At 41.3% G+C, this 14,980-nt stretch carries 12 protein-coding genes; 5 read left to right on the top strand and 7 right to left on the bottom strand.

Translation table 11 applies throughout. The annotated features are described in order from the left end of the window. Nucleotides 1–86: 86 nt before the first annotated feature. From ACJMM9_RS07040 to ACJMM9_RS07050, 3 genes are all read right to left on the bottom strand, one after another. A complete protein-coding gene (locus tag ACJMM9_RS07040; protein ID WP_405325096.1) occupies nt 87–1,232 on the bottom strand; it encodes a hypothetical protein in 1,146 nt (381 codons plus the stop codon). Between the two features lie 41 nt (nt 1,233–1,273). Continuing rightward, on the bottom strand, nt 1,274–1,696 hold the full coding sequence (locus tag ACJMM9_RS07045; protein ID WP_405325099.1) for a VOC family protein: 423 nt from the start codon (nt 1,694–1,696) through the stop codon (nt 1,274–1,276). An 84-nt stretch (nt 1,697–1,780) separates the two neighbouring features. Then, nucleotides 1,781–1,927 carry a hypothetical protein gene (locus tag ACJMM9_RS07050; protein WP_405325102.1) on the bottom strand — a complete coding sequence of 49 codons (147 nt, stop codon included), beginning with the start codon at nt 1,925–1,927 and terminating at the stop codon, nt 1,781–1,783. 211 nt (nt 1,928–2,138) lie between these two features. Here ACJMM9_RS07050 and ACJMM9_RS07055 point away from each other — a divergent pair, with 211 nt between their 5' ends. The 5 genes from ACJMM9_RS07055 (at nt 2,139) to ACJMM9_RS07075 (ending at nt 10,135) form a co-directional block, all read left to right on the top strand. Then, entirely contained in the window at nt 2,139–2,633 is a 495-nt protein-coding gene (locus tag ACJMM9_RS07055) for an O-acetyl-ADP-ribose deacetylase (RefSeq protein ID WP_405325105.1), read from the top strand. Nucleotides 2,634–2,706: 73 nt separating this feature from the next. Continuing rightward, the gene (locus ACJMM9_RS07060) at nt 2,707–3,105 is read left to right on the top strand and encodes a pyridoxamine 5'-phosphate oxidase family protein (RefSeq protein ID WP_173831361.1); all 399 of its coding nucleotides are present in this window, start codon (nt 2,707–2,709) and stop codon (nt 3,103–3,105) included. A 553-nt stretch (nt 3,106–3,658) separates the two neighbouring features. Then, a complete protein-coding gene (locus ACJMM9_RS07065) occupies nt 3,659–4,231 on the top strand; it encodes a hypothetical protein (RefSeq protein WP_405325108.1) in 573 nt (190 codons plus the stop codon). A gap of 415 nt (nt 4,232–4,646) precedes the next feature. Continuing rightward, on the top strand, nt 4,647–7,523 hold the full coding sequence (locus tag ACJMM9_RS07070; protein WP_405325111.1) for a hypothetical protein: 2,877 nt from the start codon (nt 4,647–4,649) through the stop codon (nt 7,521–7,523). Nucleotides 7,524–7,528: 5 nt separating this feature from the next. Then, nucleotides 7,529–10,135 (top strand): hypothetical protein, encoded by a 2,607-nt coding sequence (locus tag ACJMM9_RS07075; protein ID WP_405325114.1) that lies wholly within the window; start codon nt 7,529–7,531, stop codon nt 10,133–10,135. Between the two features lie 81 nt (nt 10,136–10,216). On the opposite strand, the gene ACJMM9_RS07080 is transcribed toward ACJMM9_RS07075, so the two are convergent. The 4 genes from ACJMM9_RS07080 to ACJMM9_RS07095 all read right to left on the bottom strand — a co-directional run bounded on the left by ACJMM9_RS07080 (nt 10,217) and on the right by ACJMM9_RS07095 (nt 14,684). Then, a complete protein-coding gene (locus ACJMM9_RS07080; RefSeq protein ID WP_405325117.1) occupies nt 10,217–10,822 on the bottom strand; it encodes a LemA family protein in 606 nt (201 codons plus the stop codon). 133 nt (nt 10,823–10,955) lie between these two features. Then, complete coding sequence (locus tag ACJMM9_RS07085) at nt 10,956–12,143, bottom strand: iron-containing alcohol dehydrogenase family protein (protein WP_405325120.1); 1,188 nt, start codon at nt 12,141–12,143, stop codon at nt 10,956–10,958. Nucleotides 12,144–12,152: 9 nt separating this feature from the next. Next, entirely contained in the window at nt 12,153–13,232 is a 1,080-nt protein-coding gene (locus ACJMM9_RS07090) for a tetratricopeptide repeat protein (protein WP_405325123.1), read from the bottom strand. Between the two features lie 6 nt (nt 13,233–13,238). Then, nucleotides 13,239–14,684 (bottom strand): histidine-type phosphatase, encoded by a 1,446-nt coding sequence (locus tag ACJMM9_RS07095; protein WP_405325125.1) that lies wholly within the window; start codon nt 14,682–14,684, stop codon nt 13,239–13,241. Nucleotides 14,685–14,980: the final 296 nt, after the last annotated feature.

A 14,980-nucleotide genomic window follows, 5' to 3' on the forward strand; every position in this document is an offset into this window, starting at 1 on the left:
CCCATACAAGTATGGGCGCTACATTCGCCCTGTAGAGGTTTCACGTGAAACATAAAAAAATCCCCTGTAGAGGAGACTGTTTTGTATTATCGATGAACTTTTATGATGTGTTTGTTGCTGGTGAGTGCGGGGCGACCGAGAAGGTCGAAATGTTTGAATTTTCGCCAGTCCGCAATCGGGTAGATTTTCTTGGGAATAATGGATGTGGTAGAGTCTTTTTTCACAGGGAGATAAAAGTAGGAGTCTGTAAACTTGTTTTCTTGATCAATTCTGACAAGTGTATCGTTGTGCATTTCGATTTTAAAAGTCTCCCAAAAATTCTCTTTTTCTCCGCAATGGCAACGATTTTCTGAATCTTTATCTTGAACGCAAATAGCTTCATCTAAATATTGGCTTCGACCATCGTATATATAAAGAGAATCGTTTTTCAGGTACATTGTTCGAGTTGTGTTTTCAGTGTATTTATTTTCTTTTTCATTGAAATAGCTATAAGAAATACTTTCTTTTTCCATGTGAACGGAGTCTTTGGAATAATACACGGAAATACTTTCGATTGTTTTTTCGAATAATTCTTCGGTAGGAATTTTGGAAATAAGCTCCCCGTTGCTGTCGTATTTTTCCTTTACAACTTTAATTTTATTTGAACCGTCGATGGGACTGTATGTAATTCTTTCCACTAACTGGTTCATATGGTAGATGTCCACTGATGTTGTTTCTGAACAATAAACTTCTTTATCACATTCATAATATTGGCGGGTAATTATTTTAGGATTTTCACCAGTAGATTTAGTGGAGTTCCCATATTTAATTATGGCGTGGTATTCATTTAAAATGGATGTAAGTTCTTCTTTGGTTTCAGCTTTAAATTTGTAGCCGAAGTGGGATGATGTATAAGTGCTAGTGCAATTACTTGGTGGGCATACTTTATTTTCTGGACATTGTGTTGCTGAGCATATATTTTGTGTATAGTCAGAATTTGAAAAAGAATAGTATGAACTGTCTAAATGGTTTCCAGTATAATAAAAAATTTCTTTATGGGTGTCTTTATCTAGTATATTGAAACCTATGAAAACGTAATCGGTTTCGCCTATTGAATATCCGTTGTGGTTTATGTAGTTATCGTATTTGTGTTCATCGTACTCGTTCTTACGGATTTCAAATTCCGTTTCGACGCAATTGAGAGCATATGCGTTTAATGCAGTGAGGGCAAATATAAGTAGGGTCTTTTTCATATTAGAAAATATAGCAATGCTGTTCTCTTTCAAGGGATGATTTAAACCGTAATCTCGATTCTGTTTCCTTCGGGGTCGAGGACTACACTTTCATAATACCCATCGCCAGTAGTTCTTGGTTGACCTACGACAGGAATTCCTTCGGAATACATTTGCTGGGTCAGACGGTCCACCTCTTCTTTTGAACCAACGGAAAAGGAAAGATGGGTAAAACCCAAATGTTGTGTGTCTGATAATGTTTCATGTGAAACAATTTTATCTATCCCAACATTTCGTTCAACACATATATCAGGGCGGTGCATGATTTCCAGGCGGGCGCCATCATCGAAAGTGACAAATCTGCTGGTGAACTGTTTTGTGGGATTGTGATAAAGAGGTTGGACTACCCCACCGAAGTATTTCCGATAGAATTCACACACCTTGTCGATGTCCTTAACCCAAATAGCTATATGTTCAATCTTCATAAAACCTCTTGCATAATATATTTTATTGAGCGGAAGAAAAACGAGGTATTATGACTATAAAACTTGTTTTATCCTCATTGTGAACTAAAACAAGGAAATAGTGTTATTTAATTCTTTAGCTAGATTGATTACTTGAAATAATATTCTTAATATTTCAAGAATATTATCTCCGGTGAGTTTGAATACGTAAACTTTTTTCCGTTGTTTTTTATTTTTATGTTTCTTTTTCATAGATTTAATTCCTGGTTGGATGTCGTTTTGATACGTTAAGCGAGGACGCCCGTCTGACTGCAGACAGTTGTTATTCCTTGTTTTGTTTGAGTTGACGCATCTCTACGATGTTCCCCCAGGTGCCTATAAACCGGGAATGCTTTATACACGGTTGTTTGCGTTATGCGATGTGTTGATGCTATATTATATAGTGAGTATTTTGGAGGTCCTTATGATCGATATTGAAATTATCCAGGGTGATATTACCAAGCTTAAAGTCGATGCCATCGTGAATGCGGCGAACTGTTCGTTGCTGGGTGGCGGTGGTGTCGATGGGGCGATTCATCGTGCGGCAGGTCCGGAACTTTTGCAATCATGCATTCCCCTGAACGGTTGCGAGACGGGAAAGGCTAAAATCACTCCCGGGTTCAGGCTCCCGGCGAAGTTCGTGATTCACACTCCGGGACCGATTTATCGCGACGGCCAGCATGGCGAACCCAAACTTTTGGAATCTTGCTATAAAAACTGCCTTGCTCTTGCCGAAGAAAACGGCTGCGAGACTGTTGCCTTCCCCGCTATCTCTACCGGCGTTTATGGCTACCCCTGGAATGAGGCTACTGAAATTGCCGTGAAAACGGTCCGCGAATATCCCGCACGAAAAGTCAAGAAGGTCATCTTCTGCTGTTTCAGCGCACAGATGGAACGAATCTACCGAGAAGTTTTGTAAATTCAATTATTTTCCAATTAATACCCTATTCTTTTTATATATTATTTACTGTAATTTCATTAAGGAGTATATAATGGAAGAAGTCAAGAACTTTATCAAGGAATGCGGCGCCTACTTCCTCGCGACGGTCGATGGCGACGAACCGAAAGTACGCCCGTTCGGGACTATCGAAATTTTTGAGGGCAAGCTCTACATCCAGACAGGCAAGACCAAGAATGTCTCGAAGCAGATCCAGAAAAATGGCAAGGTCCAGCTTTGTGCCATGAACAAGGCCGGCAATAAGTGGCTCCGTTTGAGCGGAACGCTTGTCCGCGATGACCGCCGTGAACCCAAGGTCCACATGCTCGAAGCTTACCCCGAATTGAAGCGCATGTATTCCCCGGACGACGAAAACACCGAAGTCCTCTACTTCAAGGATGCAACTGCCACGTTCTGCAGTTTTGCGGAACCGCCGCGCACCGTGACGTTCTAGACTGCTCTTTGGGTTGCCTATCTTTGGGCGCTTCCTTTTTTACCGCCGAGTTCCCCGCGAACTCGGTATTTTTTTTTGCTCCCATAAAAATTCGAAAAAAGGTTTCACCTGGACATGCGTTGTGGCTCTAAATTTTAAAACAACATATATTATATAGTTGATAAATTTGCTTGATTTTATTAACTATCAGATTTATAAATCAAATAATCTTCAAAAATTTATTTTTAATGTTGATAGTTAATGAACAAGTTTTATCACATTTGCGGTGTTTCACGTGAAACGTTACTGATTTTTGTGGATAATATGTAAAATTTGGAATTAAAATATTGAAGGGATGTTTTATCTAATAACTATATATCAACAGCAGTTTTTGAGAGTAGATACCAATTTTTTTCTATAAGAACCATTTGATCGATGTACAAATATTATATTTCACTGTGGAGGTTTTATGCAGGATAATACAAAACGTGGCGAAAGAACACTTTTTTGGTTGAAGGTCCTTTTTGTACTTTTCATTTTTTTGTTTTTTGCAAATAACGCATTTGGGGAATCCATGAAAAGTATGCGGCAAGAATCGGTCGGTCTTGCTGTTGCCTATATCGCTTATGGTTTTGTTTGCGGGTTTGGCCTTTTAATTTCTTCGGTGATGTTCCTGGTTTATTATTTCTCGTGGCTTCATCGCGCGATTGCAAATTTACGCATTTTGACGAAACCTGATTTCTCGCCTATCGGTGCCATCGTACTCACCCTGATTCCGGTCATTGGATTTGTTCTGCACTTTTGGATTTTCAACGACATGGTCGTGTGCCAGGAAAAATGCATGGAAGAACGCGGCATCCTGAAAGGGCGTTTCCCGAAGAAGCTGCTTGTGGCGTGGTTTTTCGCGACGCTTGCAGTCGTAGTGCTTATGTTCAAGCATTCCGATATGACAGTTTTGAATGTCATTCAGAATTTATTCTTTGTGACAAGCATTGGTCTGTACATCAAGTTCCTCACGTTCTACATTGCGCAAGAACGCGAACTTTTCCAGTACCACACCGAGACGCTATTCCGTAAGCGTGTCGATGAAGCGATCCGTGAGCGCGATATTCAACGCGCCGCCGACATGCTCCGCGAAAAAGAGTAATGTTTTGAGGGAATGCTCGCAGAATGTATAGTGGACTGCTCGTGGGATGTTAATCGAAAGAGCGCTTAAAGTCAATTGAAAATTGCGCCGAGAGTCGCGGCCACCCACAGTCATCCTCCGCTAGGAGGATCCATACAATTTCGAATACGCTTGTATATTCTTTGAACCGAGCCGAAGGTGAGAGGCTTTAGCTCCATCTCGTGAAATTCATTTTTCAAAAGTCATCTGTCGAAGGGTCCAGTCAAGGTTCAGATAAAAAAAGACGCGTCACGACACAATTGAAAATGCGCGTGAAATTTCCTTCATTAACAAGCAAAATTTCGAAACTTTATAAAAAACTTACTTCAATATCGTTTGTTGACAAGGTATTGATGTTAGTATAAATTATGCAAAAATATTATTATAAGGGATTGCTATGCTCGTTACTGGACAAAATACTTTTAAGTTTTATCACAATGCTGAAACACAGTTATATATAGAAAGTGCGAAAAGAAAAGACGATTCAATTTTCAGAGGTGTTTATAAATCTTTTTTTGATGGGTTTGAAAAAAGGCTGTTGGATAGAAAAAAAGATGATTCTGAAAAACGCAGTAAAGATCCGTTGAATAATTCCAACAATATTTTTGCATTTATTGGAGAAAGAGGGACTGGAAAAACTTCCTGCATGCTTTCCGTTGCAAAAATGTTAAAAGAAAATGTAGATAGTCCTGTTGTCAATAGAGGTGAAACGTCATTTAAAGTTCTTGATTCCACGGATCCTTCTTTTTTTGATGAAACGACTAATATCCTGGACATTTTTTTAGGCCATCTTTTCGATGACTTTAAGACAAAATGGGAAAAGAGCAATCAGGATGATATCAATGAGAAAAACGACTTATTGGAATCGTTTGAAAAGGTAAAACAGACAATTTCGTGCATGGATTTTAAAAAAAGATCGAAATCCAATTGCATATCGTCAGAAGATAATGTAGATAAGCTTTTAAATTTAAGTGCATCTGTCAATCTTGCAAAAGACATTCAGGATTTAATTCAAAAATATTTAAAGTTTGCCAAAAGGGATTTTTTGGTCATTCCTATAGATGATATTGATTTGCATTCAACCTGTGCATATGAAATGGTTGAGCAAATTCGCAAATATCTTATTCATGAAAATGTAATTATTTTGATGGCTGTGAAAATGGAACAATTGCAAAAAGTAGTCGAAAGAAGTTTTTTGCATGAATTCCGTGATTTAATTAGCCAGAAACTATTGCCTTGTGAACAAATTATTGAAATGGCGAATAAGTATCTTATAAAGCTTATTCCTGAAAGTCATCGTTTTGTTTTGCCTACCATCGATTTGATGTACAATCGGATTGCGATGATATATGATAAGTATGGAATTATTCAGGATCTTTCTGGTTATCCTGTAAGATACATTATTGTCAAGTTGATTTTTTCAAAGACAAGATATCTTTTTTATCACATGCAAGGGGTATCTAGCTTTATTATTCCGCATACACTCCGAGAGTATAACCAGTTATTGGGATTATTGCTTAGTATGCCTGATTACCAAAAGGGTGAAGTAAATGAACAAAATCAACGCAACAAAGATGTATTTAGGCAGTACTTCGTTCAATCGTGGTGTAAAAGTAATTTAAAAGAGGAAGATGGGTTATTTATTAAACAATTATTTTCTATAGAAGATCCGTCGATTATAAATAAAACGGTTGTAAAAAAATTACAGAATCGATTTGAAGATGTATTGAAGGGCAATACAGAAGAGGTAAAAAAGATTCTTGATGAAAAAAATAAACCTTACAATATATCCATAGGTGATGTGAATTTACTTTTGCGTTTGGTTAAAGGAGCAAAAGTTCAATATTCTGATAAGGCGTTTATTTTTGCGATAGAAACATTTTATTCCATGCGGTTGTATGAGTATTATGATTATAGAACTGACTTGGCAAGAGAAATTGAAGGTATTGAAAAAAATGTACGAGTAAAAAACGATATTGATAATTATTCCGCATATGAAATTTTGGCGGGTGGCTCTTTCTTCAATTTGAATGGTGAAAATGGTGTTTTCATTCCTGTAAATAAAGACGGGAGAAGAAGAGATTATAGACTGTATTCATTAAAGGAAATGAAATATTTATTAAATCCGCTTTTATCAAAAGACGAATTAAGTGAAAAGGAAATAAAGATTTTTAGGTTATGCGAATTATTTGCTTTGTTAACTTTAAGGCGGCGGTATAAACGTGATAGGCGCGATGAAAAGAATAAACTTACTTCAAGCGATTATCGAGCCAATATAGATATTGTGTATGCATCAAAGTTTGGTACAAATCAGGAATTTGTTTGGTTTGACGTGATGTCGTTTTTCTCCAATTTGCCTAATGTAGAAAGATGCTATAACCGAATTGATGAAAATTTATTTAAGAAGGCGAAAGAAATTAAAGAATCACTTTATAATCGCTTGTTGAAATATTGTAAAGAGCATAGACCTCATGCGCATAATGATGAATTGCATCCTTTGTTGTCGTATAGCTCCATTCGGAATATAGAAATATTGAACGACTTATATAATCATATAAATGAAAACTATGATATAAGAAATTATCCTGAAGATGATCGTAAAAGTTTGGCTGAATTCTTTGGCGCGATTCAAGAATATCTTATAAAATCATATGATGAAAAGTCTGGAACAGAAAATGCGAAAAAAGAATGGTATGATATAGATTTTAGTTTTGCAACGGAATTTATTAATGTTTTAGACGAAAATGACACTAAAGATTTATTTAACGATATCTTTACAAGTGCGATTGATATGAGAAAGCAAAAAACGATGGATTCTGTTAGTGATAAGTTAGAAAACGCATCGGAAAAAGAAGTTGATTTATTAGATAATGTAATTTCATTGATGGATAATGTTCAGCAGGGGAATCAATCTGGCACTGACGATGTTGTTAAAGTATTGGGTGGTATAATAAAATCGTATGCTGAAAGTCAAAAAGATAAAATTACTCAAAAAGCAGAAGTTATAGAAGTGGCTCCAGAAAAAGGGTCTGAACAAAGTATTGACTTGTCGAAATTGAGTAGCGAACTTCACAGCTTATTCAAAGAAGGTGAAAGCTACAAATCTGACGAAGTTAAAGCGAAATGGAGAGAACTCCTTCGTGAAAAAGGGATTTTAGATGATAGCGTGACTAGTTGGATTTTTAGAAAATTTAAAGATTCATTAATGTTGTCTTATAGTGATATTGATAAATCTATTAGTGATTTTATAATCTACATGCAAAATCGTAAGTAGCGCGCATGACAAATCTAAACGCAGTTCTTCAAGTATATTTTGTCGATGCGGATATTGACGAAGTGATTGATGTTAGTATTGGGAGAAAATCTCACAGTACTTCTAAGTCATTTGTTGATAAAGGAATGGATAAGGCTTCATTCCGTGATTTGTTCATTGCCCACAACTCCATGTATGGGACGGACGTTGTCAACAGCATTCATCAATTAGCAAACGAACAATGGCTATTTTCTCTAAAGGATGTTAAGAAATCGAGTATCTTTAATATTCTTGGTTTTGCCGTAGAAAAAAAGCTGCAGTGGGTGAATGACGAGCCTGTATGCGAATACAACGATTACCTTCTTTGGAATGATATCGCTAAAATTATTGGCGAAGATCTTTTAACGGTTTCGTATTTGGCTTTGCGTTATGTCCGCGAAAGGTTTGAAATAAAGTCTTTCGCCTGGAAACCCAATATTACAGCCAATAATCCTGAATTGATGCATGTATTGAATAAGGGTTTGGGCGAGTTGCATTACCATATGCGCGGTTCATCGCTTATTTTCGATGTAACATGGCTGTATTTGATGAATGCAGAAAAAATCGATGGAAAAATAAAAGAGAAATTAGATGAGTTGAATAAGGATTTGTACACATGGATTGAAAAAGCTAGGGCTTCGAGAATTTTCTTATTCAAGAGCGAGAAGTATAAGGGAGGTAATGTAAGGCTACCTATAAGTAGTATACTTAAATGCAATTCGAATTTTATTAAGTTATATGCCGGTACGATAGGTAATGCAATAACTAATGAAAAAATCAATGCATTCCGTTTTGGCGCGCATTGCATCGATTATGCCATAGATGAAGAACCAACGGAGCTTGACAAAAAAAGGTATTACAATGTTCCTTTGGTTGGCGAACGAAAGCTGATTTATAAATACCTTAAAAAAGTATATAGCGAAGGAAAAGTACATGGCGAAGAAAGTGCGAAATGTGCAAATTATGAATTGCCATTATATGTTTATTTGCTTGCGAAAAATAAACTCCGTAAATACCTTATACAGAATGACCAAATAAAGGGTTTTTCGCATTTTCAGGAAATCCAGGACCGAAAAGACAATTTTTTTGAAGGCAGTATTTATGAAAAGCTATTTGTATTTATGTCGATGCAAACAACCATTTGCAATCAGCCGATACAAAAGCTTGAGATGCGAATTGCTCCTAAAGATTCATCGTTGGAAATGAAAAATTTGTTGAGATGTGGTAATGTGTATGTCAACGATTTTTCTTTAAGGCTAAAACAGCCTAACAAGCTTCTGGAGCGTAATGCCAAAGCGGGTTTCATCCTTCATTTTATAAAAAGACCTGACGAAAATAATTACTCAAAAAAGGGTGAATTTGTTTCTTGTCGAAACTATAAATTGCGAAATAAATTAGAACATCAGGCTAATGCGATAGCGCAACTTATTCACGATAATTGCATGTATGTGAAAGGAGGAATTCACCCCTACTTTTATAATAAGGAAAAGTTCGCTATACAAGGAATGGTGAGGGAAGGCATATATCCGATTATTGGAATTGATGCCGCTAGTTCGGAATTCGGATGTCGCCCTGAAGTATTCGCATCAACATTTAGGCGCTTGAAATATGTTCCTCGAAACAATGCTCTTGATTCCTTTTATGAAAAAAGGGATTTGCAATTGGGAAGAACATTCCATGTTGGTGAGGATTTTTACGATATCGTCGATGGTTTGCGGGCGATTGATGAATGTATATCATTTCTGAATTTTGGATGCGGTGATCGCATAGGGCATGCCGTTGCTCTTGGTATTGATGTATATGATTACTATAAAACTCGTAATTTTAAAGTCGTTATGCCAAGGCAAATCCTTCTTGACAATGCCGTGTGGTTGTTCAAGAAAATGGAAAAATATGCCATAGATGATTGTTGTGGCCTTAAGTTTAAGTTAAAGGAAATTTTCGAAATACATTTCAGTACGATTTATGGATCGACACAAGCGTCAATAGATGATTATTATGAATCATGGATGCTACGAGGTGATGAACCTTCAAGAACGATCGACAGTAAGTTGCATATTTGGAAGACTTATTCCCAAAATGAGTTTGATCCTGTTTTGGAACATATTCGAAAAAATTCGAGAGTAATGTCGCTTTATCAAAGCTACCATTATTCAGCAAAAGCAAGAAAAACGGGTAATGAAATCATAGAATATCAATTTGACGATGGTGATGCACGCATTGTAAGTGAATTGCAGAGAAAAATGAGAAAAACAATTGCGTGTAAGAAAATTGCTGTTGAAACGAATCCGACTTCAAATTTGAAAATTACTGATGTTGACCGTTATTCAAAACATCCGATAACCGCATTCTATAATAGAGGGCTGAAGCCGAATTATGATTCAGATCAAATAATGGTTTCCATTAACACTGATGACCAAGGTGTTTTTGCGACATCGTTAGAAAAGGAATATGCTTTAATTGCTTGCGCCCTTGAAAAGAAACGTAATGACGATGGCTCTCCGACGTATTCGCCTAAAGATATTTACGATTGGTTAGATGATATTCGTGAGTTTAGTCTTGTAAGCAGTTTCTTGGATGATGAAATGAGTTAAACAAAAACAGGTCATCGTGTTTCACGATGACCGTTTTAAATGCTCTTCGCGTTTTTTCAATTGCGGCGATAGTCGCGAATTTTACTTCATATCAAACTGAACTTTCGGGGCTACGCTTGCGCCAGCGTCAGCGGAGAAGAGGGCTTTCGGGGAGGCGCCTGCGAATCCGGCGACGATGTTTGTCGGGAACTGGCGAATGGTGGTGTTGTATGCCTGGACGGTTTCATTGTAGCGCTTGCGTTCGACGGCGATGCGGTTTTCGGCGCCTTCGAGTTGTACGCGGAGTTCCTGGAAGCTCTTGTTGCTTTTGAGATCCGGGTAGTTTTCGGAGACGGCCATGAGGCGCTGGAGGGCTCCGCTCAGGCTGCCTTGCATTTCCTGGAAGCGTTTGAGGGCGGCTTCGTCGTTCATGAGGCTTTCGTCGAGCTTGACGGTTCCGCCCATGCGGCTGCGCATTTCCATGACTTCGGTGAGGGTGCTCTTTTCGAAGTTTGCTTCGCCTTGCACGGTGCTCACGAGATTCGGGATGAGGTCAAAGCGGCGCTGGTAAGTGTTTTCGACTTGTGCCCACTGAGCCTTCACGCCTTCTTCGAGCGCGATGATGTTATTGTAGGTGCCGATGCCCTTCCCTACGATGATGAGCAGGATGACGACGACAACGATGACGGCGATTAAAGCTTTTTTCATTGTGACTCCGTTTTTTATTGATTTACGGTATAGTAATATAAAAATTTAGTGAAGAATATAATACAGGTGTAAATCGAGATTGTATGGTTCCTCCTTTCGGAGGATGACTTCAAAGAGGAGGGTCTGCGAAGTCTTATTCCACCACTAGCGATTTATCGTAGATGTACTCGACTTCTTCGGGGGTGATGCCGCCGGGAACGAGGTCCAGCTTGGAGCGGTTCACTTTCATGGCGTCGGCGAATTTGTCGCGCAATTCGCGGGTGACGGTGCATGTGCCGATGAGCTTGCGGAGCATTGCTGCAAATTCCTCGACGTTTTTGAGTCCCAACAGCGAGAGGACTTTTTCGACATCGGCCGGAACTTTTTTCTGGCAGATTTCGACGTAAGCAGCAAGGAAGTATCCGACGGCGGGGCCGTGCGGTGTGCCTTTGCTAAGCGTGAGGTCGTAGCTCATGCCGTGTGGTACGGCGGTGCTTGTCATGGCGATGGACATGCCTGCGATTGTCGAGGTGTACATCAGTTTTTCGTACAAACTCGCATCAATCTTCGCGTCATTTTCTGAGGCGTTTTGCGCGGCATCTTGTGTGTCGATGGGCGCGGCGTTTCCCGACGCATTTTTCGCGGCATTCCCCGCAGCAATAAGCGCTTCTTTGCTCTCACCCCAGAGCTTGAGGCCGTATTCGGGGCACATGCGGTTGAGCATGTTCGAGTGAATGTTCAAGATGCTTTCGACCATGTGTGCAAGCGCATCGACGGCGGTATTCACGATCAGCTGCTTTTTGGCAGAAGCGAGATACTTTCCGTCAACGAGGGCGAGCACTGGGAAAATCCGGTGCGGAATGCTCTTCTTGAGATTGATTTTGTGGTTCGTGATGATCGCGACCGGGGTTGCTTCGGAGCCTGTTCCGCAAGTGGTCGGGACGGCGACAACGGGCGCATGATTCAGCGGATGGCTCGGCGCTTTGTGCAGTTCGTCTACGTTCACGCTTGGGTTCACGAGGAGGATTGCCATGGCTTTGGCGGCATCGATAGCGGAACCTCCCCCAATGCCGATGATAAAATTGGCGCCGAATTCTCGTGCGATTTGTACGCCCTTCCCCACGGTATCGGTGGACGGGTTTTCTTCGACCTCGTCAAAAATCTGGTAGGCGACTCCCCCAGCGTTCAGGACTTCGGTCACGTCATTCAGGGAGCCGTTTGCTTTCGCGGAGCTGTGTCCGGTGACGATGAGTGCGCACTTTCCGACGGCGAGCAGTTCTTTCGCGTGGTTCTTCACGCAGTCCTTTTCAACGTAAATGTCCGTAGGTACGTAAAATTGCATGATGTCTCCTTACAGCATCAGCCATTCTTTGTTGAACCAGTGGTAAAGTCGCCCTTGTTCATTGCGGTTCTTGATGAGCCACTGCGCAAATGTCGGGCGGTCAATGGGTTCACAGATGGTATAGATAAATGCTTCCACGAGACTTTCGCGGATAAGCCCCTGATAAAATCTCTGGATCGGGTCTTCGATTTCGTCGGTGAAGGCGACAAGCTTGATTGTTTTTTCGAGGATGTGGACTAAAAATTCCATTTGCTGTGTCGAATTAGAATCCGGGTCGTAGAGCTTGCGCTTGCCGAGAGAATCTGAAAGAAGCATCGTTTGGATAGCGAGCAAAAATTCGTTGTTGACGGTTGAATCGCTTCCATTTTGTTTGATGTTCGGCGTGTTCATTTCGACTTTGTTGTCTTTCGTTAGAACAAAGGATTTTGTCCTGCCGTAAAGTCTCGAAAGGTTGTCGCGGATGATTTCGGCTTTCTTGCTGATGAACGTGGTGTACATGGTGTACGCGTAGAATTGTGGCCACTTGCCAAGCTGGCTTGCCAGGAATCCCATGTAATAGTGGCTGCCTTCATGGATGCGCGAGTTGTTGATGCTCCGCTTGATCCAGGCGTAGGCACTATCGGCGTTGTTCATGCGCATGTATGTGATGCTTGCGTTGTACGGGATGTTGAACGAGTTTGGCTGCTTGATAAAACCTTCACGATAGACGGCAAGCGCAGAGTCTGGCATTCCCTTCTCGTCGTAGATCGTCCCGAGCAGGCTATAGAGATTTTCGTCGATGCCTTCGGATTTCAACTTTGTGGCGGCCTTGGCGTAAGTGAGCGATTTGTCCAGATCGCGCTTGGCATGGTAAGTAAATGCCATCTCGTATTTGACGAGGGCGTTTTTCGGATCCTTCTTCTCGGCTTCCTTGTACTTTGCGATGGCTTCGTCGTATTGGCCTTGTTCATGGAACTGTACGCCTTGATCGACGAGGTTTTTCACGGCCTCGGCTTTGGAGACTTTGGTTGCTGCGTTTGACGTCGCTTTAGGCGCTGCGAAAAGCGATGTTGCGGCAAGAGCGAAAATGAGTGCAATGGATTTTTTCATGATAATTTAATTCTTGAGGAGGGCGCTATAGAAATTACGGATATCATCCCAGCGGTAGTACGGGGCGGCCGGGCAATTTTGCGAGACTTTTAGATTAGTTCTTTCGTCTTTCGTCTCTCGTCTCTCGTCTGTTATGCCGCATGGCACGGGCAATGTCTGTTCAATTTCATTGTACAAAATTTTGACGAGGACGGGCTTGTTGTTTGCCTTGTAGAATACCATCTGCAAGTTTGCTGCCATCGGGATAATCCTGAAATCGTTCCACTGTTCGTGCAGTTTGGAGAGGTCCGAGACTTTTGCATTTGCAATGGGCAATTGCATGAGGGCTGCAAGCGGAAGGAGGGTTGCGTCGTGGCCAAAGCGGAGCGTGGCGGCAATCGGCGTTATGGGACCTGAACCTGCTGGACTACGCGCGGTATCAATGGCAATTGCTTCGTCGGCTTCTTCCAAGATGTTCTGCAATGTGGGCTTGGCGAAGTTCAGGCCATCGGGGCGGTTGATGAGCGGGCTTGTACCTTCGAGGCTGTACCACCAGGCGTTTTGCGCTTTCCAGCGGGCAATTTTTTCTTCGGTTGTGAACAGGTTTACGAAACTGTCGGCGGGCACTTGGGCGGCCTGGGCGATTTTGTCGAGTAGCGGCTTGTCCATGCCCTGGAGCGATGTCGCGATTTCGAAGAAGCGGTTGTAGAATTTGTCTGCTTCGATATTCTTTGCAACGTAACTACTGTCGGCGAAGATTTTTTTCAGGAATGGTTGCGGGTTCACTTGTTGCCAGAGCTTGTCGCTTTCGTCCGTGTACGTCTTGACTTTAGAATAGTCGAGCTTGCCCCAGTCAAAGGCGCTGATGAACTTCATGTAGCTCTTGCCAGAAATAAGTTCCGGCTTGATTTTCGGATTGAGCGAACGGAGTTCCCCGATGAATGCGGCCATGCTCACGATGCAGCGTCCGCTGGTACTTGCGTAAGCCTTGACGTGCGGCGTGACTTTTTTGCCGGCAACGTTTACGTTCTTGAAAACTTCCGAGAAGTTCTTGTACATGCGCTTGGCGATGCCTTCGTGCTGCTTGACGCCCACCTGTGTCAGGTCTCCTTTGCGTGGGGCGGCTTCGGTGGCGAGGACTTTTGCGTACGCCAGCGCTTGTTTACCGATTTCGGTAAGTTTTCCTGCGGAATCGGCCTTGGAAAGGGTTTTGTAGAGATATTTGTATTCGTCGGAGTCGTGGTGGTAACGGCTGCCGTGGCGTCCGTAGTGGCTGATATAGAACGGCTTGTATCCGGCAGGTGCCTTGGTATATTTAGTATTTGCAGGTTCCGGGTACGCCAAATAATTGCTGGAGGTGAATTCCGGATGCTTTGCCAACTCGGCATCGATAACTTGTGCGTTTACGGGAGCAGCAAGGAAAAATCCTGCGGCGAGAACAAAAATCCCTTTTGCAAAATCCAGTTTTTTCATATTGCTAATATAACATTATTGATGTTTTGGTTTATTCAAGTAAAAATAAAAATGAGTATCATGACTATAATTATTTAGTATTAAGTGGGAAGTTAGCTTGTTATAAAGAAATGATAGGTTGACATTGTGAGAATGGAGGCGTCGGCCAAGGATGGGGAGGGTGCAGGGAGGGGCCCGTGCGGCCTTCGCAACTCCGAGCTGGGGCCCCTCCCGCATAACGTACATTATTGATTTTAAATATAGCCCTATGGCGACAAGCCAAATTTTTTCTAAATTGTCGCGCAATGGAAACGACA

Source organism: Fibrobacter sp. (genome assembly GCF_045112255.1).
Lineage (GTDB): Bacteria > Fibrobacterota > Fibrobacteria > Fibrobacterales > Fibrobacteraceae > Fibrobacter.